General features: G+C 36.3%; 20 protein-coding genes and 1 pseudogene. 11 read left to right on the forward strand and 10 right to left on the reverse strand.

The genetic code is table 11. The annotated features are described in order from the left end of the window. Nucleotides 1–158: 158 nt before the first annotated feature. Genes ACIQ0M_RS12745 through ACIQ0M_RS12755 form a run of 3 tightly spaced genes read left to right on the forward strand, consistent with a single transcriptional unit; the run spans nt 159 to nt 5,748 of the window. Entirely contained in the window at nt 159–1,043 is an 885-nt protein-coding gene (locus tag ACIQ0M_RS12745; RefSeq protein ID WP_396152826.1) for a hypothetical protein, read from the forward strand. A 7-nt stretch (nt 1,044–1,050) separates the two neighbouring features. Beyond that, nucleotides 1,051–2,682: a gliding motility-associated C-terminal domain-containing protein gene (locus ACIQ0M_RS12750; protein WP_396152828.1), complete on the forward strand. Its 1,632-nt coding sequence runs from the start codon at nt 1,051–1,053 to the stop codon at nt 2,680–2,682. Nucleotides 2,683–2,718: 36 nt separating this feature from the next. After that, entirely contained in the window at nt 2,719–5,748 is a 3,030-nt protein-coding gene (locus tag ACIQ0M_RS12755; protein ID WP_396152830.1) for a T9SS type B sorting domain-containing protein, read from the forward strand. Between the two features lie 46 nt (nt 5,749–5,794). Here the strand turns inward: ACIQ0M_RS12755 and ACIQ0M_RS12760 are convergent, their stop codons facing one another. The 9 genes from ACIQ0M_RS12760 to ACIQ0M_RS12800 all read right to left on the reverse strand — a co-directional run bounded on the left by ACIQ0M_RS12760 (nt 5,795) and on the right by ACIQ0M_RS12800 (nt 15,859). After that, nucleotides 5,795–6,145, reverse strand: coding sequence for a DUF2200 domain-containing protein (locus tag ACIQ0M_RS12760; protein WP_396152832.1), 351 nt, complete (start codon nt 6,143–6,145; stop codon nt 5,795–5,797). A 407-nt stretch (nt 6,146–6,552) separates the two neighbouring features. Next, complete coding sequence (locus ACIQ0M_RS12765) at nt 6,553–7,947, reverse strand: hypothetical protein (protein WP_396152834.1); 1,395 nt, start codon at nt 7,945–7,947, stop codon at nt 6,553–6,555. A gap of 2 nt (nt 7,948–7,949) precedes the next feature. After that, nucleotides 7,950–8,108, reverse strand: coding sequence for a hypothetical protein (locus tag ACIQ0M_RS12770; protein ID WP_396152836.1), 159 nt, complete (start codon nt 8,106–8,108; stop codon nt 7,950–7,952). Nucleotides 8,109–8,233: 125 nt separating this feature from the next. Next, the gene (locus tag ACIQ0M_RS12775) at nt 8,234–11,125 is read right to left on the reverse strand and encodes a response regulator (RefSeq protein WP_396152838.1); all 2,892 of its coding nucleotides are present in this window, start codon (nt 11,123–11,125) and stop codon (nt 8,234–8,236) included. A gap of 207 nt (nt 11,126–11,332) precedes the next feature. Beyond that, on the reverse strand, nt 11,333–11,767 hold the full coding sequence (locus ACIQ0M_RS12780; RefSeq protein ID WP_396152840.1) for a GNAT family N-acetyltransferase: 435 nt from the start codon (nt 11,765–11,767) through the stop codon (nt 11,333–11,335). A 5-nt stretch (nt 11,768–11,772) separates the two neighbouring features. Continuing rightward, on the reverse strand, nt 11,773–12,156 hold the full coding sequence (locus tag ACIQ0M_RS12785) for a DUF4258 domain-containing protein (RefSeq protein ID WP_396152842.1): 384 nt from the start codon (nt 12,154–12,156) through the stop codon (nt 11,773–11,775). Between the two features lie 38 nt (nt 12,157–12,194). Beyond that, nucleotides 12,195–13,388: an alanine dehydrogenase gene (locus tag ACIQ0M_RS12790; RefSeq protein ID WP_396152844.1), complete on the reverse strand. Its 1,194-nt coding sequence runs from the start codon at nt 13,386–13,388 to the stop codon at nt 12,195–12,197. A 248-nt stretch (nt 13,389–13,636) separates the two neighbouring features. Next, complete coding sequence (gene tsaE / locus ACIQ0M_RS12795; RefSeq protein WP_396152846.1) at nt 13,637–14,041, reverse strand: tRNA (adenosine(37)-N6)-threonylcarbamoyltransferase complex ATPase subunit type 1 TsaE; 405 nt, start codon at nt 14,039–14,041, stop codon at nt 13,637–13,639. Between the two features lie 264 nt (nt 14,042–14,305). Further along, on the reverse strand, nt 14,306–15,859 hold the full coding sequence (locus ACIQ0M_RS12800) for a response regulator (RefSeq protein ID WP_396152848.1): 1,554 nt from the start codon (nt 15,857–15,859) through the stop codon (nt 14,306–14,308). A gap of 125 nt (nt 15,860–15,984) precedes the next feature. On the opposite strand from ACIQ0M_RS12800, the gene ACIQ0M_RS12805 reads away from it, so the two are divergent. The 8 genes from ACIQ0M_RS12805 to sucD all read left to right on the forward strand — a co-directional run bounded on the left by ACIQ0M_RS12805 (nt 15,985) and on the right by sucD (nt 23,434). Continuing rightward, complete coding sequence (locus tag ACIQ0M_RS12805) at nt 15,985–17,229, forward strand: HD domain-containing protein (protein WP_396152862.1); 1,245 nt, start codon at nt 15,985–15,987, stop codon at nt 17,227–17,229. 24 nt (nt 17,230–17,253) lie between these two features. Further along, nucleotides 17,254–18,279, forward strand: coding sequence for a UDP-3-O-(3-hydroxymyristoyl)glucosamine N-acyltransferase (gene lpxD, locus ACIQ0M_RS12810; protein ID WP_396152850.1), 1,026 nt, complete (start codon nt 17,254–17,256; stop codon nt 18,277–18,279). Then, a complete protein-coding gene (locus tag ACIQ0M_RS12815) occupies nt 18,279–19,676 on the forward strand; it encodes a bifunctional UDP-3-O-[3-hydroxymyristoyl] N-acetylglucosamine deacetylase/3-hydroxyacyl-ACP dehydratase (protein WP_396152852.1) in 1,398 nt (465 codons plus the stop codon). Before lpxD ends, ACIQ0M_RS12815 begins: the two co-directional genes overlap by 1 nt. A gap of 10 nt (nt 19,677–19,686) precedes the next feature. Then, entirely contained in the window at nt 19,687–20,472 is a 786-nt protein-coding gene (gene lpxA, locus ACIQ0M_RS12820; protein WP_129465569.1) for an acyl-ACP--UDP-N-acetylglucosamine O-acyltransferase, read from the forward strand. A 68-nt stretch (nt 20,473–20,540) separates the two neighbouring features. After that, nucleotides 20,541–21,107, forward strand: a complete 567-nt coding sequence (efp, locus tag ACIQ0M_RS12825) for an elongation factor P (protein WP_396152854.1) — start codon at nt 20,541–20,543, stop codon at nt 21,105–21,107. A gap of 52 nt (nt 21,108–21,159) precedes the next feature. Then, the gene (locus ACIQ0M_RS12830; protein WP_396152856.1) at nt 21,160–22,089 is read left to right on the forward strand and encodes a UDP-3-O-(3-hydroxymyristoyl)glucosamine N-acyltransferase; all 930 of its coding nucleotides are present in this window, start codon (nt 21,160–21,162) and stop codon (nt 22,087–22,089) included. A 1-nt stretch (nt 22,090) separates the two neighbouring features. Next, a complete protein-coding gene (locus tag ACIQ0M_RS12835) occupies nt 22,091–22,453 on the forward strand; it encodes a nuclear transport factor 2 family protein (protein ID WP_396152858.1) in 363 nt (120 codons plus the stop codon). Nucleotides 22,454–22,561: 108 nt separating this feature from the next. Further along, the gene (gene sucD / locus ACIQ0M_RS12840; protein WP_396152860.1) at nt 22,562–23,434 is read left to right on the forward strand and encodes a succinate--CoA ligase subunit alpha; all 873 of its coding nucleotides are present in this window, start codon (nt 22,562–22,564) and stop codon (nt 23,432–23,434) included. A 104-nt stretch (nt 23,435–23,538) separates the two neighbouring features. On the opposite strand, the pseudogene ACIQ0M_RS12845 reads toward sucD, so the two are convergent. Then, nucleotides 23,539–23,637: pseudogene (locus tag ACIQ0M_RS12845) on the reverse strand (IS1595 family transposase); the annotation flags it as partial.

Below are 23,637 nucleotides of genomic sequence, written 5' to 3' on the forward strand. Positions count from 1 at the left end.
CTTTAAAATGAAGTCTACAAGCTTCTTCACTTCCAAAATTTGCCGTAAAACTGAATAAATTCATCGCTTTTTTTTATCAAATATAAGGCTTTTTATTTAATTATGGGTAATTGCGGACAATCAAACTATTTTTATAAAATACCAAAAAAACTATAGTTATGAAAATACAAACACCTCTTTTTTTAAAATCAATTGTTGTAATGTGCGTTACAGTCATGTCAGTAAATACAAATCTAACCGCACAAAATTTATTAAACAATGGTGATTTTGAATCAGGTGGCAGTGGGGTTGGTTTTTTTGTTAATAATTATTCATTGATAAATCCCCTAACCGGAACAAGTAGTCCCGGGCAATACGCAAGAACTACCAATCCTGCTTTAATGAATACAACTTATATTTCAGGAGGAGACCATACCACGGGTACCGGAAATATGCTGGTGTACGATGGTGCAACAACAGGAGGAGGTTTTTTCTGGACAACCAGTGACACTGGTGGAGCAATTGGAGGTTTTACAGTAGGAACCAGTTATGTTTTTAGTTATTGGATAAAATCAGTATCAAATGAAGTATCCACTGATGTTACTCGATCAAATATTGGAGCTTTTTTTGTTGGGGTAAACAACATAAGTCCTCCGGTTCTAAATAACTTAGCTCCGTTACCGGAAGAAGGTTGGAAAAAAGTAAGCTATTCTTTTGTAGCAACAGCTCCGGCTATTTTAGTTAGGCTAAGAACACTCAATGGAGGTGCTTTAGGGAATGATTTTGCTGTCGATGATTTCGTTATCGAAGAAGGTTCATTACCATTCGAAGGATCATTTGCCACTACAAGTCCAACATGTCCAACCACCTCTGACGGATCGATTACCGTTTCTGTAACCGGAGGTTCTTTGCCGTATGGAAGTTTCAATTTAACAGGTGCTGTTACTCAATCTAATTCGAATGGAATATTTTCTAACCTACCACAAGGAACATATACTGTTTCTGTAATCGATAATAATGGAGAGGAATATACTGTAAAATATTGCTTTAGTTGCACCAAATGACTTAGTGATGAGTGAGCCGACAACATTATGTGCCGGAGAATCAACGGAATTATCTGTTAGTGGTGGTGTCGGTTCATTTACGTGGACGGCAAATCCTGAAGACAGTTCACTTACGAATCCAAATGCTTCTACATTAACAGTTAGTCCATTAGTAACTACTACTTATACGGTTACTTCAGGTGAAGAATCGTCGCCTACTAATCTTGTTTTTAATGGAGATTTTACCCAAGGCAATGTTGGATTTATAACCGATTATAGCCAAGTTCCTGATCCCAATCCTTTTGGAGTTCAATCATCTTATGATATAGTTCAGAATCCTAATGCATGGTTTAATCCTTTTGCGTCATGTGGTGATCATACTACAGGTGACGGTAATTTAATGGTATTTGATGGTTCTACTGACCCAACCGGAACTATTCGAGTTTGGTGTAATGAGAATTTGATTAACGTTGAACCCAATACGGATTATACTTTTTCGTATTATATAGCCTCAGTTGCTCCTGAAAATCCTGCCATCATGCAAGTACAGATTAATGGTGTAACGTTAACAGAAACATTAGATGCTCCTTCAGTGACCTGTCAATGGACTTTGCATTCATTTTCATGGAATTCCGGTGCTTCCACTACAGCCTCAATTTGTATTTTTAATTTAGAATTTGCCAATAATGGAAATGATTTTGCTTTGGATGATATTTCTCTTGTGGAAACACTTACCTGTATTTATGAAAAAAGTGTCACCATAACTGTAAACCCTCAAGTTGTTCCTGAATTTGATCCGGTTGGACCAATTTGTTCAGGCGATACCTTAGCCGAATTGCCAATAATATCATTAAACGGAATTGCCGGAAATTGGTCCCCAGCGTTGGATAATACAACCACCACCACCTACACTTTTACTCCTGATGATTTAACTGCTTGTATATCCAGTCCTACTTTAACAATTGTTGTGTCACCGCTAGTAACCCCGGTTTTTGAAGCTGTAGCTCCCATTTGTTCAGGTGAGGAATTAGATGCACTACCAACAACATCCCAAAATGGAGTCACCGGATCTTGGTCACCGAATCTTGATAATACACAAACAACTACCTATCAATTTACTCCTGATCCAGGACAATGTGCTATCGGCGATATTGAACTTGTTATAGCGGTTAATCCTGTTCCGCAGTTTACCATTTCACAGGGATGCGAAGGTTCGGTTTATAAGTTAAATGCAAATATTGAATCGGCCGATGCAACAACTTCCTATTCATGGTTTAATTCATCGTCCATTCAAATTGGAAACAGTGATTCAATCACTATTTCTTCCGCAGGGATTTACAGATTAATAGTTACTCAAAATGGTTGTAGTGAGGAACAGATGGTAGATGTTTTGAGCACTGTTTGTGGTATACAAAAAGGTATTTCACCCAATAATGATGGACTCAATGATAGTTTTGACCTTTCTTCCTACAATGTTACACAATTACAAATTTTTAACCGATATGGTATTTCAGTATATAATAAAGCCGATTACAGCAATGAATGGTTTGGACAATGTAATAAAGGAAATGAATTACCGGATGGTACTTATTATTATGTCATTAACTTTGATGATATTGAAACGAAAACAGGTTGGATTTATATCAATAAACCTTACTAAGAAATTCTAAGCCATTGTAATACTGATTTTCTATAAATGAATCGATTCGCGACACAAATTTTCTTTCTATTTTTACTTTTTTCCTTTAATAGCCATGCCCAATTAGGGTTTTGTACAGGAAGTAAAGGTGAACCCATTTTTACTGAAAATTTTGGAAACGGCACCAATTATGGTCCTGCTTTACCGGCCGGAACCACTAATTATAATTTTGTGGTAGGAAATCCAAACGACGGGAGTTATACGCTCTACTACAGAACCAATCTTTACAGCACTTGGCATTATTCGCTTGATCATACACCGGATGCAACAAATGGTGTAAATGGGAAGGCTCTTATTGTGAATGCTAATGCCAGCACGACCGGAGATTTTTACAAACGCATAGTCACCGGATTATGTGTAAATACAACTTTTGAGTTTTCGGCTTGGGTGATGAATGTATACAATCCCGGCTCAGGTTTTTGTGGTGCTAGTGAAATACCGATTAATGTGCGATTTGAAATTTGGAATGATACCGAAACGGTACTTCTAGGCTCTGGTGATACCGGTAATATCATGGGAACTTCATCTCCGCTTTGGCAACAATTTGCTTTAGTATTTACAACAGGAAGTGAAACTTCTGTCGTTTTAAAAATGAAAAATAATGGAGTAGGAGGTTGCGGAAACGATTTAGCCATAGACGATATTGAATTTAGAGCCTGTAGTGAATTGACCACCGTTACCAGTCCGCCATTATCGGGACAAACCTATCAAGCTTGTTCTAATGAAGTTCCATTGTCATTAACTTTTCAAGCTGCTACAACGGGTGTTTCGCCTCATTTTTATCAATGGCAATCCAGTAACGATGGAACAACATGGACCGATGTTTCAGGTGCAACTTCCTCAACATATACCGCTTCTGCTATTACTTCTGCCACTTATATTAGAACGAAAGTTGCACAAGATGCTGCCAATTTGAACAATAGTTTTTGCTCTACAATTTCAAATGTTTTTTCAGTTACCTTTCAAAATTCACCTGCAGTTGCTGTAAGTAATGGTAATTTCGAAATCTGTGGCGGCGATTCGTTTCCCACACTATCGGTGACAGCCAATGCAGGTTCAGGCGTCAATTGGTATGATGCACCAACCGCTGGAAATTTGTTGCTTTCTAACTCTCCAACATTTACTCCCCCTACGGCCGGAATTTATTATGCTGAAACCTTTGACTTAAGTTCAAATTGTCTTAGCGATACCCGAACGCCCGTATCTTTAACTATTGTGCCTTTGGCTACAGCAACCATTTTTGCAACAACTCCAATATGTTCCGGTAATAGCACAATTGTTTCATTTAATGGAACACCTAATGCGGTAATAACCTATACCATAGATGGTGGTGCAGACCAATTCATTACTTTAGATAGTAGTGGTTCAGCAAGTCTCACCACACCGGTTTTAAATACAGCGATTACTTATAGTTTAGTTAATGTAGCTTCTCCTGTTTCCGCCAGCTGTAATCAAACGGTATCAGGTTCAGTTACCATTACCGTTAATCAGCCGCCAACAGCTACCATTTCAGGTGGACAATCACTTTGCTCTGGGGCAAATGGAACTATACAATTTGTTGGAACCCCAAACGCAACAGTTTTTTATGCTGTCAATAGTGGTCCTATTCAATCCACTGTTTTAAATGCCATCGGCGAACGAACTGTTGCGATTTCAAACATTACCACCACCACAGTTGTTACGCTTACAGATGTGGAAACGGTTGGTGTAAATGGTTGTTCGCAGACAGTCGATCAATCGACTACTTTTACCGTTGTGCAGTCACCAACTGCCACGCTTTCAGTCAATACAACATCTGTTTGTGCCGGCGATTCAGTGACTTTAACTTTTACTGGAACACCTAATACACAAATAACTTATAATGAGAATAGTGGAGCTAATCAAACTATTGATTTAAATGCGAGTGGAACCGCAGTAATAACCACTTCAGCAATTAATTCAACAACAGTATTTCGGTTAGTGAGAGCAGAATTATTACAAAGTCCGTTTTGCTTTCAAACTATAAATGATGTCGAGACAATTACAATTAATCCGGTTCCTGTTGCTACTTTTAGTGGCAATATGGATTACTGTTCCGGAGATACTACAGCAATTTCACTTTCTTCAAATTTAACGGGAACTACTTTCTCTTGGACAGTAAGTCAAAACAGTGTTACAGGTGCAACAGCCGATAGCGGAGACCAAATTAATCAATTGCTTTCAACCACAACCGATGGAACAGTTACGTATACTGTGACTCCTTTTTATAACGGTTGTGCCGGAAGTCCAATTATTATTGAAGTAAATGTGTATGCCATTCCTGCTCCAACATTAACAGACGGAGCCATTTGCCTATTGTCAGGAAATACAGCCGCTCAGCCTTATTTATTAGATTCCGGATTGGATATTTCTACTCATAGTTTTGTTTGGTATTTTGAAAATAATTTGATTCCAATGGCAAATGGTAGTACTTATGAAGCAAATCAAATTGGGGAATACGGTGTGGTGGTAACAAACCTCGTTTCGGGGTGCGTTTCTCCTGTAGTGACGGCTATGGTTGTTGAGTCTGTTTTAGGCGAAAGTTTGTTGATTGAACAATCGGAAGCGTTTAGCGAAAATCCTACCATTACTGTAACAGTTGTGGGAGGTGAAGGACCGTTTTATTATCAATTGGATGATTTTGGCTTTCAAACGTCAAATGTGTTTACCAATGTAGCTCCCGGTTTTCATACTATTACGGTGGTGGATGACAGTTTATGTACCAATTTAATAGGAACCGCCACGATTATTAATTATCCGAAGTTTTTTACTCCTAATGGTGACGGGTTTAACGACACTTGGAATATTTCCGGAGTAGATGGTTCATCCATTATCTATATTTTTGATCGCTATGGTAAGTTGATTAAGCAAATCAGTCCTTTAGGAACAGGCTGGGATGGCACCTACAATGGTCAGCAAGTTTTTTCGAGTGATTATTGGTTTACGATTGATTTTCCCGAAAATGGGGTACCTAAGACATTTAAATCGCATTTTAGTTTGAAGCGATAGTTGTGATTTTTACCATTATTTTGTGATTGATTATTTTATTGTTTTCTTAACTCCTCAAAATTTTCTCCATACTTTTCCCTTTCGCCAATTCGTCTATCAATTTATCAAGATAGCGAATTTGTTGCATAAGTTTTTCTTCGATGTCCTCTACACGGTAGCCACAGATTACACCAGTTATTTTAGAAGCGTTAGGGTTTATTAAGGGAGCTTGTGCAAAAAACGTTTCAAAATCGGTTTTTTGATCCAAGTGGTGTTGAAGCGTTTGTGCGTTGTAACCCGTGAGCCAAAAAATAATTTCGTCTACTTCAGCTTTGGTGCGTCCTTTTTTTTCAGCTTTGGTGATGTAGTGCGGATAGACATCGGCAAAAGACATTTTATAGATTCTGATATTGTTCATGGTGTTTGTTTAGTTTCGTAAAATTAAGTTTTTTATGTAAATGTTGGATTATTATTAAAATAGGTTACTGATTTTTTACCATATAAGCCATATAATTTACTGATTTTGTTGAAGTGTATATAAATTAGCTTATGTGATTGAATTGTTCCCTTACATATTTTTAACAATGTCACGATTAGTTTTTTGTATTTGATTTTTGAAATTGATTTTTGAAATTGCAATTCATAAGAAGCACCAAACCCTAGCCCTGACCAAAACGAAAAGCCCACAGCTCTACACGTGTGTTTTTTTTGCGGGAGGCAGAGCGACCAACGGAAGCTCCTGAAAACCGCTTTAAAAAACCACTTGTAGAGCGAGGACTTGTAGTGTAGGGCAGGATGAGCTGCCCAAAATAATTGATTAATTAATTAATTAATTCGGTAGGCTATAATGGTATTTTCCTGCCACCAATTACCACCAAAGTTTTCAAGGGTATTTGTAGAGCTGATTACTTCAACAGCTCCGGCAATGTAATAGTAGGTTCTATTTCCGGGGGTTGCGTTATTGATCACTACTGTTCCTTGCACGAGTGAGTAGAGTGATGAACCCGGGTAATTTCCGCTCACATAATAGCTTCCAACAATATCGCCTGTTATAAACGGATTGGCCAAAGCAGAAGTAGAAAAAGAAGTTCTAAGCCAGTAGGAAGAGTTATTGGGTGTTGCTACGCCTGTTCCGCCTGTTCTTCGCATAAGCATGGTTACGTTTACCGCCCATCTGCCGGGAGGTAAGACAATATAGGAACCGGTCTGAAGAAAATTAGCTGTTGTGGAAGGAATATTGATTCCTGCACTAGGCAATACACCTATTACATTGTTGATGGAAATGGGTTGCCAGCTAGCCACTCCAGTGCCATTGGAAGTGAGTACACGTCCGTTAGCTTGTGTACCATCAACAATTCGAACCGTTCCGTTAACGTGTAATGAATTGGATGGAGCAGTGGTGTTGATACCAACATTTCCTCCTAAGGGTTGCAAACTTAATGGGTCTGCTGTACCACTAAATCCTGATTGTATCCAAGCGGAAAAACTGTCTGCGGCACCTGCTTTGCCAATATCTAATCCTTCTGTACCGTTGAGAGCTATACGTAAAATTCCATTACTGGTTGCACCGGGAAAAGCAGGAGCATTACTTGTGCCTTGTACTGTGAGTCGAGCAGGAGCTACAGTGTTATTGATACCTACATTTCCCGTGTCGTTAATACGGATGCGAGATATTCCGGTAGTGGAAAAATCCAAGGTATTAGCAGCAGGTCGCCATAATCCAGTGTCTTCGTCACCCATCCAAGAGTAGGTGGGTTGAGTAACTAAGCCGTTGTCATACGCTCGCAGTCGACCGTTATTGGTGAAATTGAATCGAAGGTTGTTGTTGGTTCGAACGCGAAAATCCACATCATCAAGCGTACCTATAAAATTATTCGTTGGATTGGTTCCGTTATTTCCGATAGTGGTCCAATCTCTGCCGTCTGAGCCAACGGCTACCCATCGTGTGCCGTTCCAATAATAGAATCCGGCAATAACATTATCCGGACTCACGCCGGCAGGAGTGGTGTTGTAAACCAATGTAGAGGTAACCAATGCTCCGCCTTGTGGATTCACTACGGTTGTGTTATCGATTGCAGAAAGCAGAGCTACACGCGGAATCAGAACACCCTGATTGGTAGAAGTAATGTCCATCATGGCATTGGGGCTGGTGGTGTTTACACCTACTTGTGACAGGGCGGCAAAAGGGAAGAGGAGAAGTGCTAGGATTAGATTTTTCATGGTTATTTTTTATTAAATGATGTCTTTTTAATTATTTTTTTTTGATGAATGATGTTGAGTTCATAGTCACCTTTTTCCAAATGATTGACGTTGAGGTAAACTATTTTATCGGGGAGCTTATCAATTTTTGCTTCAAAGGATTGCCGATTTTTCTTTTGCATTGGATTGAATTTTGTTTTGTTAAAATTATTTCAAACCAAAAAAATCCCTGTCACAGATGTAACAGGGATTTGTAATTATGTAACATTTTCAAAAACCTCAGTAAAATTAGGCTTTTAGAGAGCAATTATTTTTTTTCGGCATATTCAGTAGGTGAACAACCAAAGTAATCTTTAAAGCATTTTGAAAAATAGGAAATTTCATTAAACCCAACAGAATAGGCTATTTCAGATATATTTCCGTTGCCTTTTTTGAGTAACTCAGCGGCATTTTTCAATCGTTCGTTTCGAATGAATTCGGTTGCCGAAACTCCTAAAAGTGATTTTAATTTACGGTGTAGCTGCATGCGACTGATGCCAATTTGTGTAGCAAATTCTTCTGCAGTGAAATCAGCGTTAGCCAATTGCGTATCTAAAATGGTTTGTAATTTTTTCAAAAACTTTTCGTCCACCGAGTTAATGACAATATCCACCGGTTTTAAAATGAGTTCTTGACTATAGCGTTGTTGTAATTTTTTACGTTCAGAAATGAGTTGCTGAACGGTTGCTTTCACAATATTGTGGTTAAACGGTTTGGTTAAAAAGGCATCGGCTGTGCTTTTTAATGCTTCTAAATGAGCTTCTTCGGATGTTTTTGCTGTGAGAAGAATCACAGGAACAAATGAGGTCAATTCGTTGGATTTAATCGCTTTTGTAAAAGCAAAGCCGTCTAATTTCGGCATCATCACATCGGATATAATACAATCAGGAATTTCCTGTTGAGCTAATTTAAAGGCAGCTTCACCATCGGCAGCTTCAATTATTTTGTATTCATTCGACAAAAGGTCGTTTAAAACAGTTCTAATTTGAGCATTATCGTCTACAAGTAATAGGATTGGTAATTCTTCGTTCACTTCACGCTCATTATTAGTCAATTGTATCTGTTCGGCTGCGATGAGGATATTTTTATCTTTTGAGATAGTCAGTGGCAGCGATAACAAAAATGTTAATTTGTCATTTTCTAAAGTAGTTGTAATCGTTCCTTGGTATAAATCCACAAGTTCTTTTACAAGGGCTAAGCCAATACCAACACCATTTTGCGTTTCTGTTTTTTGATAAAAACGTTGAAAAAGTTTTGGAAGATCGTCATTTTTCAATTGAACTCCTGCGTTAGTTACAGAGAGGTGTAAATTTTCATTTTTTATTTCAGTTGAAAAATCAATAGTGTGATTTTCGGGTGTATATTTCAAGGCATTGGAAAGCAGATTCGAGACAATTTTTTGAATAACATCTTTATCAAAAAAATGATTTTCGTCACTAGTTTGAATATTTGTATGAAACAATAATTTGTTTTCCTTCGCTTGAAAAACAAACGGCTCTGCTACCGATTTTAAAAAATCAGAAAGATTTCCTTCTTTTAAAATGAGTTTAAAGGCCCCGCTATCGAGTTTAGAAAGTTCTAATAATTGGTCGACTAATTCGAGCATCCGGTCGGCATTTTTATCCACTAAATTGAGTTGACTTCTTTGTTTTTCATCAGTAGCTGTTGCCTGCAATTGTTGCACTGGACTTTTAATCAATGTTAGCGGGGTGCGAAATTCATGCGAAATATTAGCAAAAAACCGCGATTTCATTTCGTTTAGTTCACTGATTTTGTTAGCCGTTTTAATTTTATTTCGATACAAATAAAAAATGCTTAATCCGAGTAAAACTAATAGCCCAATTAGAGTAATGTAAATATATTTTTGTCGTTTTGCTAATTCATTTTCAGCCGAGAGCAGTTTGATTTCCTGTTCTTTTTTTTCGGTTTGGTATTTGGTTTCAATATCTTGAAAATTAGTTCTATTCGTTTTTTGATTGATAACGTTTTGAATGGAATCCCTTTTTTCAATTAATTTAAGAGCCTTATTAAAATTTTGAGTTTTGGAATTCAGCTTAATTTTAATGTTTAAGTAGGTAATATAGTTTTTAGTTATTTTATTTTTTTCTAGGGTAGGAGCTATTTTATTAAGTAATGTGGTTGCTAAATCAATTTTATTGGCATGGATATAATTTTCTGCCAATAATAAATCGGTTTTTAACAAATTGGTTTCATCTTCAAACTCTTTGAATAATTGTTCTGACTCTTGCAAAAAAGCAGTTGATTTTGCTTGATCATTTAATTTAATGTAGCATTCCCCTAAGCCTAAAGCAGAATTGGCTACTTTTAATTTAAAATTAATTGATTTAAAATAGTCATAGGATTTTTTCAAATGAATAATTGCATTATTTGGGTTGTTAAAATACAATTCGATTATGCCTTTACTCAAATAAACATCATTTAGGAAAAGTGGAGTGTCGTTTATCTTTGCTATTTTTAGAGCTTTGTTCAAAACTTCATTAGCTTTATCTTGAATATTAAGTTCTTTATATACATCAGCAATTTGACCTAACACCGCAATTTTAAAATCCAACCCACTAGGATCATCATCACGAATGAGTTTATCTGTTTTAATAAAATAATCTAAAGCAGAATTATAGAAGCCATTATCTTGGTTAACAAACCCTAGCAGAAAGTAGATACTTTCCATTCCAAATTCATCCGGAAATTTTTTAGATTCTTCCACAAAATTGAGTAGTAGTTTCTCCGATTCTTTATTTTTATTTAAATCCATTAGTGTTTGAGCTTCGTTGGCAACACCTTGAATATATAAATATTGATCGTCATTTTTTTTGGCAATAATTGCTGTTTTTTTAAACTTTTCAAGTGCGGTTTTGTGGTCACCACTACGAACACTCAACATTCCCTCATAAAGCCATCCGTACCCTTCACATTTGTAGCACGAATTATTGACATTTAGTGCTTTTAATTTATCTATTGTTGTTTGTGTCTTTTCAACGTCATTATCCATATAAATTAATGCAAGTTCTGCATAAGCATTACCAATATCATCTATGTTTTTTGCACTTTTTGCTATTTTTTGAAGTGAATCTATTGTTTTCTCCACTTGCGAGAAGGAAAGAAATGGGAACAAAAACAAAAGGAATACTATTTTTTTCATGGCGTTTGATTTATGATTCCAAAGTAGTCATTCAAAATGAAAGGCACTTTAACAAATGTAACAAATTTGATGTTACATTAAAAAGAATGTTCTTGTTATGTAGCTATCTACTAATGATTTACCTTTCTTTCAATAAAATAAATTTTTGTGAATGAAATTAAAAATAAATAATAACAAGTATTATTAAATTTTATCGTATGCCAAAAACTATTTCAATTTATGAACAAACTTTTTATGCGTATTCGGAAATCCTTCCCGTTCATAAAAAGCATGAGCTTTTTCACGTTTAAAGCCGGAAGTAACTTCAATTTGGAGTAGATTGTTTTGCTTGGCAATGGTTTTTAATTCATCGAGCAATTGTTTGCCAATTTGTTGACTTCTGTACTTTTCATCCACAAACATTTCCTGAATTTCGCCCACCAAACCGCCGTGATGAATGAGGTTTTGCACATGACAACTAAGGAATCCTACCGGGATTTGCTTGATTTCGGCCAATAGAAAAATATGTTTAGGATTGGAAAGGTTTTCGAGAAAAATAGTGTGTTGCGATTCTTTGGGAAAAATGCAGTCTTCTAACTCATTGATAAAATGATAAACAGCCTCAAAATCTGTTTCGGTTACGGGACGAATGAGGCAGTTCATTTTCGCTATTTTTTGATGGATTTTAAAACGGCTTTTTTCTCAAAGTTCAGCACTTCTAACGTAATGGGAACTTGGTTGATGGTTTTGCCTTCGATGACATATAATTTGGCGGCTCCTTCTTTTATGTTGCTTAGGTCAAAATCTACATCGCCATGTGTTAACGTATTTTTGATGTCAATCGTATCAATCCAGGTTTCTGCCAACACTTTTGAGGCTTCTTCAGAATAATGAAAAGGTTTGGTTCGAATGTCTTTTAGCACCCGACAATTAGGTAAATAACAGAATGTTACGCCTCTCGCTTCGGCTTTTGCTCCTAAAAAATAAATAAGAAAAATGACTCCGATTAATAAACCGAAAAGGAAAAAAGCAAGCCTTTGATAGAATTTCATCACTAAGTTTTAAGATAACAAAAGTACGAACAAATTCGTTAAAACACAATCAAATTAATATCGCTGTTGGGTAAATCAAACCAATCCCCAATGGATTTACTGGTCAAAATCCCATGATAAAAATAGAGTCCGTTTTTCAGGCCGCGGTTGCAACGAATGGCACTTTCCACGCCGCCGTCTTCAGCAATCTGAATCAAATAGGGAGTCAAGATATTACTGATGGAAAGTGAAGCCGTTTTGGAATACCGCGACGGAATATTCGGCACACAATAATGAACAACATTGTTTTTGATGAACGTAGGTTTTTCGTGCGTGGTGATTTCAGACGTTTCAAAACAACCGCCGGTATCAATGCTCACATCGACAATTACGGCTCCTTTTTTCATGTGTTCCACCATGGTTTCGGTCACCACCACCGGTGTGCGGTTTTGTCCACGCATGGCTCCAATAGCTACATCGCAACGACGTAAGGCTTTTAATAAACCTTTTGGTTGAATGGTAGACGTAAAAATCGGATGTTTTAAATTATTTTGCAAACGACGCAGTTTAGTAATGGAGTTATCAAACACTTTTACGTTGGCACCCAAACCAAGTGCGGTTTTAGCGGCAAATTCGCCAACGGTTCCGGCACCAATAATCACCACATCGGTGGGAGCAACGCCGGTGATATTACCAAATAATAATCCTTTTCCAAATTGGTTATTAATCATTAATTCGGCTGCGATTAAAATGGAGGCAGTTCCGGCAATTTCGCTCAACGATTTCACGGCAGGGTAGGAACCATCATCATCTTTGATGAATTCAAACGCAAAAGCGGTGATTTTTTTCTTAGCTAATTTTTCAAAATATTCTTTTTTTCGGGTTTTTAATTGAATGGCAGAAATGATAATGGTATTGGGATTAATCATTTCGATTTCTGCAGAAGTGGGTGGTTCAACCTTTAGAATCATCGGACAGCTGAAAACTTTCTTAGGGTCTTGTGTTATTTCTGCTCCGGCATCGGAATATTCTTTGTCGGTGTAACTCGCACTTTCTCCGGCTCCCGCTTCCAACATGACTCGATGACCATGCGACACAAGTGAATTAACCGCATCCGGTGTTAAGCAAATTCTTCGTTCCTGATAAGAAGTTTCTTTGGGAATTCCGATAAATAATTCGCTTTTATGTCGGGCAATTTCCAATTTTTCTTCTTGCGGAAGTAATTGCTGTTTGGAGAAAGGAGTAATGGGCATAAATCAAATTATAAAATAAGTGTCTAAGTTAGGAATTATTTTGGAAATGGAAAGAGATTTTTTTTGATGGGTTTCGGGTTTCGGGTTTCGAGTTTCAGGTTGATTCGTGCTAAGAAGAATATGTTGCACATAGAAATCCGTTTATATCCATTACAGCGAAGCTGTCAAATACTGCAAAAATCTGCGTTTTGCCTAGCAAATCCCTTCAATCTGTGTTCTATTTTTTAGTTTCAGGTTTTTACTATAAATTAGTACAAAATTAATTTACGGTAGCCATTTTCTAAAATTGCAATGGTGATGACACTATGTTTTTCTGGAATAAGATTCGGAATTTTCTCAGCCCATTCTATAAAGCACCAATGTCCGGAATACAAATAATCATCTATACCAAAATCAAGGGCTTCGGTTTCATTTTTCAAGCGATATACATCAAAATGATAAACCAATCCATTTGGTATTTGGTATTCATTTACCAAAGAAAATGTGGGGCTGGAGGTTGCGTTTTTCACTCCAAGAGCTTTGGATAATGCTTTGATGAAAGTGGTTTTACCTGCTCCCATTTGTCCGTTAAAAAGGATAACTTTTTCCGGATGTTGGTTCAGTATTTCCTTGGCGATTGTATCTATTTCGGCGAGTTGAAATTGGTATTGCATTTTATTTTTTTACTTTTAGTAGAATACAGAATTTGATTCAAAGTGCTAAATTAGTAAATTTTATACGTTTTGGCTCTCCTCTCCTTTTTAGAGGTGTTAGGGGTGAGTTAATAGCACAAAGATTTTCACAGATTGAATCGATTCCCACAGATTTTGATAGCTTGGCTATAATAGATTTAAACAGATTTGTTCCTGCAAAATTACTACTGTTTTCAACCGACAACCAACAACCAACAACCGACAACCGACAACCGACAACTGATTTTACCTCGGATTAAACACCAAAAACGGCACAATCATTTCTTCTAACGAAATTCCGCCATGCTGATAAGAATTTCGATAGTAGCTCACGTAATGGTTGTAATTGTTTACGTAAGCTAAAAACAAATCATTTTTGGCAAAAATAAAGGAGCTACTCATATTAATGGCCGGTAAACCGATTTTTTTCGGGTCTTTTACGGCATACACATCTTTGTCTTCGTAGGTTAAGCTTCGTCCAGTTTTGTAACGAAGGTTTAAACTTGTGTTTTTATCGCCAATCACTTTGGATGGATTTTTTACGTTTATGGTTCCGTGATCAGTGGTTAAAATGAGTTTGAAACCCATTTGTTGAGCCATCTGAATCATTTCCAACAGCGGTGAATTCTTAAACCAACTTAGTGTTAACGAACGATACGCTTTGTCATTTGATGCTAATTCTTTTACCACTTCCATTTCGGTCTTAGCGTGTGAAAGCATATCAACAAAGTTGTAAACAATAGTGGTTAGGTCGTTGTTTTTTAATCCTTTAAAATTATCAACTAACTTTTTACCATCTTTAAAGTTGGTGATTTTATAGTACTCACTCTTAATTTTTAGTCCTAAACGATTTAATTGAGCTTCTAAAAATTCTCCCTCGTAAAGGTTTTTACCTCCGTCTTCCACATCATTTCGCCAATATTGCGGAAATTGTTTTTCCATTTCCAACGGTGTTAAACCGGAGAAAATTGCATTTCTTGCATATTGGGTAGCGGTGGGAAGCATGGCATAATAAGCCGTTTCTTTTTCCGGTTTGTAGTGATTATTCACTACACTTTCAAAGGCTTTCCATTGGTCATAACGCAAATTATCAATCACAACAAACAAAATGGGTTTGTCTTTTTTTACAATTTCCGGAACAACGTATTCTCTGAATAATTTGTGTGATAAAACCGGCTTGTCCGCTTTTTCATCAAACCATTTTTCGTAATTTTTTTCAATAAACTTTCCAAATTGGCTGTTAGCCTCTACTTTTTGTGATTCCAAGATGGAAATCAACCCTTGGTCTTCGATATTTTCTAATTCAATTTCCCAGAAAATTAGTTTTTTATACAATTCCGTCCAATCTTCAAACGAATTTACCATCGCTAAATCCATCGCTATTTTTCGGAATTCTTTCTGATAATCCAGCGTTGTTTTTTCAGTAATTAAACGAGAATGGTCTAAATTTTTCTTTAATGCTAACAGAATTTGATTCGGATTAACCGGTTTTATCAAATAATCGGCAATTTTAGAACCAATGGCTTCTTCCATGATGTGTTCCTCCTCACTTTTGGTAATCATAATCACCGGAACAGCCGATTTTTTTTCTTTCATTTCCGAGAGCGTTTCCAAACCGCTCATCCCGGGCATATTTTCATCTAAAAACACAATATCAAACTGGTTTTCTTCAAATATATCTACCGCATCACGACCATTGTTGCAAGTGGTCACAGCGTAGTTTTTGTTTTCTAAAAAGAGAATATGTGGTTTAAGTAAATCAATTTCATCATCTACCCAAAGAATTTTTATTTTGTCCATAAAGGTGTTTTTTTATTTGGTGCAATTTAACAATTATCGAACGCAGGAAGTATTAAAGTTATTGTAAAAAATTGATGAATTATACAAAATCAAAATCAGTATATTTGCAATCCAATTCAAACTTTGTGAGTCGAACCAATAAATTAAAAATTTTTAACGATCCAATTTACGGATTCATAACTATTCCGAATGAATTGGTTTTCGATTTAATTCAGCATCCTTACTTTCAGCGATTGCGAAGAATTTCTCAAATGGGAATGTCTTATTTGGTTTATCCCGGAGCACATCACACCCGTTTTCATCATGCTTTGGGTGCGATGCATTTGATGCAGAAAGCAGTTGAAGTTCTTCGTTTTAAAGGAATTTCGATTTCACAGGAAGAGGAAACAGCACTTTATGTAGCCATTTTGTTGCACGATATTGGTCACGGTCCGTTTTCACATGCTTTAGAACAAAGTATCGTTGAAAATGTGCATCACGAAGAAATTTCCCTTTTATTCATGAACCGACTGAATGAGGAGTTTGATGGGAAGTTAAGTTTAGCCATTCAGGTTTTTAAAGGAGAATACCATCGAAAATTTATGCTTCAATTGATTTCAAGTCAGTTGGATATGGATCGAATGGATTATTTAAAACGAGATAGTTTTTATTCCGGTGTTGCAGAAGGAAATATTAATTCCGATCGACTGATTCAAATGCTTCATGTGGTGGATGATGAGCTGGTTGTGGAAGAAAAAGCCATTTATTCCATTGAAAAATTTTTGATGGCCAGGCGATTGATGTATTGGCAGGCTTATTTGCACAAAACCAGTTTGGTAGCCGAACTCATGCTTACCAAAGTATTGAAAAGAGCTAAAGAACTTTCACAGAAGGGAAATAGTTTAGAATCAAGTAAACCACTTCAGTTTTTTTTGAATCATAAAATTGAAAAAGAGGACTTTACAAATGAAGTTTTAGAAAAATTTTCTCAATTGGATGATTTTGACATCATCAGTGCATTGAAATCATGGCAAATGCATGATGATTTTGTATTAAGTGCCTTGAGTAAAATGATAATTAATAGAGATTTACTTAAAATTAAAGTAAGTAACGATAAATTTGATAAAGTGATATTGTCAGCCTTCAAGGAGCAGTTGTTAAGTGATTATCCTATCTCCTTGTCAGAAACGGATTATTTTGTTTTTAAAGGAAAAATAAAGACTTTAGGCTATAATAAGGAGTCGCAACCCATTAAAATTGTTAAAAAAGACAAGACTGTAGAGGATGTTGTAATTTCTTCTGATCAACTTAATTCGAGAGCATTCTCAAAACCGGTAACAAAGTTCTATATTTGTTTTCCAAAAGTACTCGAAGAAATTAACAAATTTTAGGTAGTTTTTTATATTTTTGTCGGAATGAAATTCACTGCAGCACAAATAGCATCCATATTAGAAGGCGAAGTCGTTGGGAATCCCAATGTTGAAGTCTATAAATTATCCAAAATAGAAGAAGGTTCTGAAGGTTCGCTAACGTTTTTAGCCAATCCAAAATACGTCAATTTTATTTATTCTACCCAGGCGTCAATCGCTATTGTAAACCATACTTTTGAACCGGAACATGAAATTTCGGCCACGTTAATAAAAGTAGAAGATGCCTATAAGTCATTTTCAAAACTACTGGAATATTACAATCAAGTCAAGTTAATGAAATCAGGTATCGAGCAACCTTCGGTTATATCAGAAGGAGTTACGTATGGTGAAGGACTGTATTTAGGAAGCTTTTGTTATATCGGGAAAAATGTCAAGATAGGAAATAACGTTAAAATCTATCCCAACAGTTTTATAGGTGATAATGTTGTGATTGGAGATAACTGTGTGTTTTTTGCAGGAGCTAGAGTGTATTCTGAAACCGAGATTGGAAAAAATTGTACCATACATTCAGGAACAATAATAGGCTCTGATGGTTTTGGTTTTGCACCAAATGAGGATGGAACGTATAACAAAGTGCCACAAATTGGCAATGTCATCATCGAAGATAACGTTGAAATTGGTGCATGTTCTACTATAGATAGAGCTACTTTAGGTTCTACCATCATCAGAAAAGGAGTGAAACTGGACAATCAGATTCAGGTTGCTCACAACGTTGAAATTGGTGAAAATACCGTTATTGCTGCCCAAACCGGAATAGCCGGTTCAACAAAAATTGGAAAAAATTGTATTATTGGCGGTCAAGTTGGTATAGCCGGACATTTGACTTTAGCGGATGGTGTACGCATTCAAGCTCAATCAGGCATTGGCAAAAATCTAAAAGAAGGAGAAACAGTTCAAGGTTCACCGTCTTTTAATTATGGTGATTACAATAAATCGTATGTCCATTTTAAAAACTTACCGAAAATTGTCAACGATTTACACGAATTAAAAAAAATAATAATAAAAGAATAATGGTACAATCGGTTAAACAAAAAACCATAAAAAACGAAGTTACTTTAAAAGGAGTAGGATTACACACCGGTCAGGAAGTAACCATGACATTTAAACCTGCTCCGGTTAACAACGGATTTACATTTGTGCGAGTGGATTTAGAAGGTCATCCTATTATTGAAGCGGATGCAAATTATGTGGTCAATACACAACGTGGAACCAATTTAGAAAAAAACGCAGTAAAAATTCAAACCTCAGAGCATGTTCTGGCGGCTTGCATTGGTTGTGATATTGACAATATTATTATTGAACTAAATGCTTCAGAACCACCAATTATAGATGGTTCATCTAAATATTTTGTTGAAGCACTTGAGCTAGCAGAAGTAGTAGAGCAGGAGGCCGAGCGAAAAGTATATGTTGTGAAAGAAGTTATTTCTTATACTGATGAAGTAACGGGAAGCGAAATCTTAGTGATGCCAAGTGATACCTATCAAGTTACCGCCATGGTTGACTTTGGAACAAAAGTGCTTGGTACACAAAATGCAACCATGAAAAGTATTAATGACTTTAAAAAGGAAATTGCGGATGCCAGAACTTTTAGTTTTCTGCATGAATTAGAATCGCTTCTTAATAATGGTTTGATTAAAGGAGGTGATTTGAATAACGCCATCGTTTATGTTGACAAAGAAATTTCAACTGAAACCATGGAAAATTTACGAACGGCTTTTGGTAAAGATAATATTTCGGTTAAACCAAACGGTATTCTAGATAACCTCACCTTGCATTATCCTAATGAGGCGGCTCGTCATAAATTATTAGACGTAGTAGGTGATTTAGCCTTAGTAGGCACACGAATTCAAGGAAAAGTGATTGCCAATAAACCGGGTCATTTTGTAAACACTCAGTTTGCTAAAAAGTTATCAAAAATCATTAAAATTGAGCAGCGGAATCAAGTTCCGTGTTATGATTTAAACCAGGAACCCTTGATGGATATTCATAAAATCATGGCGATGTTGCCACACAGACCCCCATTTTTGCTGGTCGATAAAATTTTTGAATTATCTGAATCGCATGTAGTGGGTTTAAAGAACGTGACGATGAATGAGCCTTTTTTTGTGGGTCACTTTCCTGATGCTCCGGTGATGCCGGGTGTTTTAATTGTAGAAGCGATGGCTCAAACCGGAGGAATTTTAGTCTTAAGTACTGTTCCCGATCCGGAAAATTACCTTACTTATTTTATGAAAATAGACAATGTAAAGTTCAAACACAAAGTGTTACCGGGCGATACATTGATTTTTAAATGTGATTTGATATCTCCCATCAGAAGAGGAATTTGTCATATGCAAGCCAATGCCTATGCCAACGGAAAATTGGTAGCAGAAGCTGAACTAATGGCTCAAATTGCAAAAAAGAACTAACAATTTAACTATGAATCAACCTTTAGCATACGTACACCCCGGAGCAAAAATTGCTCGAAATGTAGTAATTGATCCGTTTACCACCATTCATAATAATGTAGTGATTGGTGAAGGTACTTGGATAGGCTCCAATGTAACCATCATGGAAGGAGCCAGAATCGGTAAAAACTGCAATATTTTCCCCGGAGCTGTTATTTCAGCTGTTCCACAGGATTTAAAGTTTGGTGGAGAGGAATCATTAGCAATTATAGGTGATAACTCAACTATTCGTGAGTGTGTAACCATTAACCGTGGAACCATCGCTTCCGGACAAACAACCATTGGTAAAAATTGTTTAATTATGGCAACTGCTCACGTGGCTCACGACTGTCATATTGGTGATAATGCCATTATTGTAAATGGAGTGGCATTGGCCGGACATGTTACAGTTGGTAATTTTGCTATCATTGGTGGATTAGCTGCTGTGCATCAATTTATTAATATCGGTGATCACGCTATGATTTCCGGAGGCTCGTTGGTTAGAAAAGATGTTCCGCCTTTTACAAAAGCTGCAAAAGAACCGCTTTCGTATGTAGGAATCAATTCAGTTGGATTGAGAAGAAGAGGATTTACTTCTGAAAAGATTAGAGAGATTCAAGAAATATACCGCATATTATACCAAAAAAATTACAACACTTCACAAGCGGTGAGTATCATTGAAGCCGAAATGGCTGCTTCACCGGAAAGAGATGAAATTCTTCAATTTATCAGAAACTCATCACGTGGTGTGATGAAAGGATATACCGGAGTTTATTAAAGTATAAGTTGAAAATCAAATTTGCATCAAAAAATAAAAACAATAAATTAAAATTTAAATAAAAAAGAATGGCAAGTACTGCAGATATCAGAAACGGACTATGTATTAAACACAACCACGATATTTATAAAATTATCGAATTTCTTCACGTGAAACCCGGAAAAGGACCTGCGTTTGTGCGTACAAAATTAAAAAGTTTAACCAACGGAAAAGTATTGGACAATACCTTTTCTGCCGGACATAAAATTGATGTTGTTCGAGTAGAAACGCATACATTTCAATTCTTATATGCAGAAGGAAATGAATTTTACTTCATGAACACAGAAAGTTTTGAGCAAATTACTTTGAACAAAGATGTGCTTGATGCTCCGGATTTATTAAAAGAAGGAACAAACGTTATGGTACAAATTAATACGGAAACCGATTTACCTTTATCAGTTGATATGCCGGCTTCTATTATTTTAGAAGTGACTTATACAGAACCTGGTGTTAAAGGAAATACGGCTACTAACGCTACAAAACCGGCTAAAGTAGAAACAGGAGCCAATGTAAACGTTCCATTGTTTATTAATGAAGGTGATAAAATTAAAATTGACACAGCTACCGGAGCTTATATGGAGCGTGTCAAAGAATAATCAATATCAATTACAAAAAGCAATATCAATTTAATAACAAATTTCAAGTTTTATGAAATTTCCAAAAACGCATTCGCTCAAAGAAATAGCTGAAATTATCGGTAGTGAATTTGTGGGAGAGAATAATTTTCCGGTTATGGGAATGAATGAAATTCATGTAGTGGAACCAGGTGATATTGTATTTGTTGACCATCCGAAATATTACGATAAAGCTCTCCAATCGGCTGCAACCATTGTTTTGATTAATAAACAAGTAGATTGTCCGGAAGGAAAAGCCTTGTTGATTTCAGATGACCCATTTCGTGATTTTAATAAATTGACGAATCATTTTAGACCGTTTGTTTATTCGAATGTTTCCATTTCTTCTTCGGCTCAAATTGGCGAGGGAACTATAATTCAGCCGAATTGTTTTGTTGGAAATAATGTAAAAATCGGTAAAAACTCTCTAATTCACGCCAATGTTTCTATTTATGATCATTGTGTGATTGGCGATAATGTGGTGATTCAAGCAGGAACAATTTTAGGAGCCGATGCCTTTTACTATAAAAAACGTCCTGAAGGATTTGATCAATTGCTTTCCGGAGGTCGAGTTGTGATAGAAGATAATGTTGGCATTGGAGCATTATGTACGATTGATAGAGGAGTTTCGGGAGACACCACCATTGGTGCCGGAACAAAAATTGATAACCAAGTGCATGTGGGGCACGATACCGTAATAGGGAAAAAATGTTTAATTGCTGCCCAAACCGGCATCGCAGGTTGCGTAATCATTGAAGATGAAGTAACGCTATGGGGCCAAGTAGGCACTACAAGTGGAATTACTATAGGTACAAAAGCGGTGATTATGGGACAAACAGGAGTTACAAAATCAGTAGATGGCGGAAAAACCTATTTCGGTACACCTATTGAAGAATCACGGGAGAAGTTAAAACAATTGGCCAATATTAAACGAATTCCGGAGATAATTGAAAAATTAAAATAAAATGAGTCCAAAAGAATTAGTTCAATCATTTTACCAATCGGATGCTTTGTTTAACAGCAAAACGTTAGATACTTTTTTGCATCCTGAAGTTGTATTAGAATGGAATAGCAGCAAAGGTTTCCTTAAAAAAGATCGTCAAGGATTATTACAAATGGCGAATGATTTAAAAATTGGGTATGAAACATTTGTAGTTCAAATTCATCAAATAGTAGCCGAAGACAATTTGGTTTCAGTACATTACACTCATTTTGGCACAACGATAGAAAATCCAAATCAAATTAATCGCTTGGCTTATTTTTTTGCAATATGGGAAATACAAGACGGAAAATTGTACCGTGGGTATCAAATGAGTCAATTGCCTTAAACAAATAATCTGTATAGCAATTTTACAAAAAAAAATAAAAAAACGTAAAAAAAGAATTTGAAAGAATTACTTTTGTAACTTGAAAAATAAACACAAACAAACACAATCATGAGCGTTTTAGTCAATAAAAATTCAAAAATAATTGTTCAAGGATTTACCGGAAGCGAAGGAACTTTTCACGCTTCTCAAATGATTGAATATGGTACAAATGTAGTAGGTGGTGTAACTCCCGGAAAAGGAGGAACAACGCATTTAGATCGCCCGGTTTTTAACACAGTAAAAGATGCTGTTGAACAAGCCGGTGCAGATACTACCATTATTTTTGTACCACCCGCTTTTGCTGCAGATGCCATTATGGAAGCTGCCGATGCCGGAATTAAAGTAATTATTACCATTACCGAAGGTATTCCTGTGGCAGATATGATTAAAGCCTATGATTACATCAAAGGAAAAAATTGTCGCTTGGTTGGGCCAAACTGTCCGGGTGTAATTACGCCTGAAGAAGCGAAAGTAGGTATCATGCCGGGCTTCGTTTTCAAAAAAGGAAATGTAGGCATCGTTTCAAAATCAGGAACGTTAACGTATGAAGCGGCAGACCAAGTGGTAAAACAAGGATTAGGAATTACTACCGCTATCGGAATTGGTGGTGACCCAATAATTGGAACTACAACCAAAGAAGCAGTAGAATTATTGATGAATGACCCGGAAACACATTGTATCGTAATGATTGGTGAAATCGGTGGTCAATTAGAAGCAGATGCCGCCAAATGGATTAAAGCCGACGGAAACCGCAAACCGGTTGTTGGTTTTATTGCCGGTGAAACCGCTCCAAAAGGAAGAACAATGGGTCACGCAGGTGCAATCGTAGGAGGTGCAGATGACACAGCTGAAGCAAAGAAAAGAATCATGAGAGAAAACGGTATTCATGTAGTAGATTCTCCGGCTGAGATTGGTAAGAAAGTAAAAGAAGTTTTGGGATAGTTTCCAAAGTTATTTTTTATATAATAGAAAGTCTTTCCAAAAACGGAAAGACTTTTTTTATATATTTGATTTTCAAATATTTTTTATTGATTGTCCGTTATTAGTCATAACCCTGTAATGCTTGCTATCACTAGCCTGTCGAATAATTTTTCTTCAAAATACCGTCTATTAAGCTTGTAAACGAACTCATTTAGGTATAATTG

It is taken from the genome of Flavobacterium sp. (assembly GCF_044339515.1).
In the GTDB taxonomy this organism is placed as follows: Bacteria; Bacteroidota; Bacteroidia; order Flavobacteriales; family Flavobacteriaceae; genus Flavobacterium.

Bases quoted from the DNA above. Each gene is read 5' to 3' on its own strand.
- ACIQ0M_RS12835 (WP_396152858.1), top strand. From the start codon at position 22,091: ATGAGTCCAAAAGAATTAGTTCAATCATTTTACCAATCGGATGCTTTG.
- tsaE (WP_396152846.1), bottom strand. From the start codon at position 14,041: ATGCAATACCAATTTCAACTCGCCGAAATAGATACAATCGCCAAGGAA.
- lpxD (WP_396152850.1), top strand. From the start codon at position 17,254: ATGAAATTCACTGCAGCACAAATAGCATCCATATTAGAAGGCGAAGTC.
- ACIQ0M_RS12815 (WP_396152852.1), top strand. From the start codon at position 18,279: ATGGTACAATCGGTTAAACAAAAAACCATAAAAAACGAAGTTACTTTA.
- ACIQ0M_RS12790 (WP_396152844.1), bottom strand. From the start codon at position 13,388: ATGCCCATTACTCCTTTCTCCAAACAGCAATTACTTCCGCAAGAAGAA.
- ACIQ0M_RS12830 (WP_396152856.1), top strand. From the start codon at position 21,160: ATGAAATTTCCAAAAACGCATTCGCTCAAAGAAATAGCTGAAATTATC.
- ACIQ0M_RS12800 (WP_396152848.1), bottom strand. From the start codon at position 15,859: ATGGACAAAATAAAAATTCTTTGGGTAGATGATGAAATTGATTTACTT.
- ACIQ0M_RS12785 (WP_396152842.1), bottom strand. From the start codon at position 12,156: ATGAAATTCTATCAAAGGCTTGCTTTTTTCCTTTTCGGTTTATTAATC.
- sucD (WP_396152860.1), top strand. From the start codon at position 22,562: ATGAGCGTTTTAGTCAATAAAAATTCAAAAATAATTGTTCAAGGATTT.
- lpxA (WP_129465569.1), top strand. From the start codon at position 19,687: ATGAATCAACCTTTAGCATACGTACACCCCGGAGCAAAAATTGCTCGA.
- ACIQ0M_RS12760 (WP_396152832.1), bottom strand. From the start codon at position 6,145: ATGAACAATATCAGAATCTATAAAATGTCTTTTGCCGATGTCTATCCG.
- ACIQ0M_RS12775 (WP_396152838.1), bottom strand. From the start codon at position 11,125: ATGAAAAAAATAGTATTCCTTTTGTTTTTGTTCCCATTTCTTTCCTTC.
- ACIQ0M_RS12780 (WP_396152840.1), bottom strand. From the start codon at position 11,767: ATGAACTGCCTCATTCGTCCCGTAACCGAAACAGATTTTGAGGCTGTT.
- ACIQ0M_RS12755 (WP_396152830.1), top strand. From the start codon at position 2,719: ATGAATCGATTCGCGACACAAATTTTCTTTCTATTTTTACTTTTTTCC.
- ACIQ0M_RS12770 (WP_396152836.1), bottom strand. From the start codon at position 8,108: ATGCAAAAGAAAAATCGGCAATCCTTTGAAGCAAAAATTGATAAGCTC.
- ACIQ0M_RS12765 (WP_396152834.1), bottom strand. From the start codon at position 7,947: ATGAAAAATCTAATCCTAGCACTTCTCCTCTTCCCTTTTGCCGCCCTG.
- ACIQ0M_RS12750 (WP_396152828.1), top strand. From the start codon at position 1,051: ATGAGTGAGCCGACAACATTATGTGCCGGAGAATCAACGGAATTATCT.
- efp (WP_396152854.1), top strand. From the start codon at position 20,541: ATGGCAAGTACTGCAGATATCAGAAACGGACTATGTATTAAACACAAC.
- ACIQ0M_RS12745 (WP_396152826.1), top strand. From the start codon at position 159: ATGAAAATACAAACACCTCTTTTTTTAAAATCAATTGTTGTAATGTGC.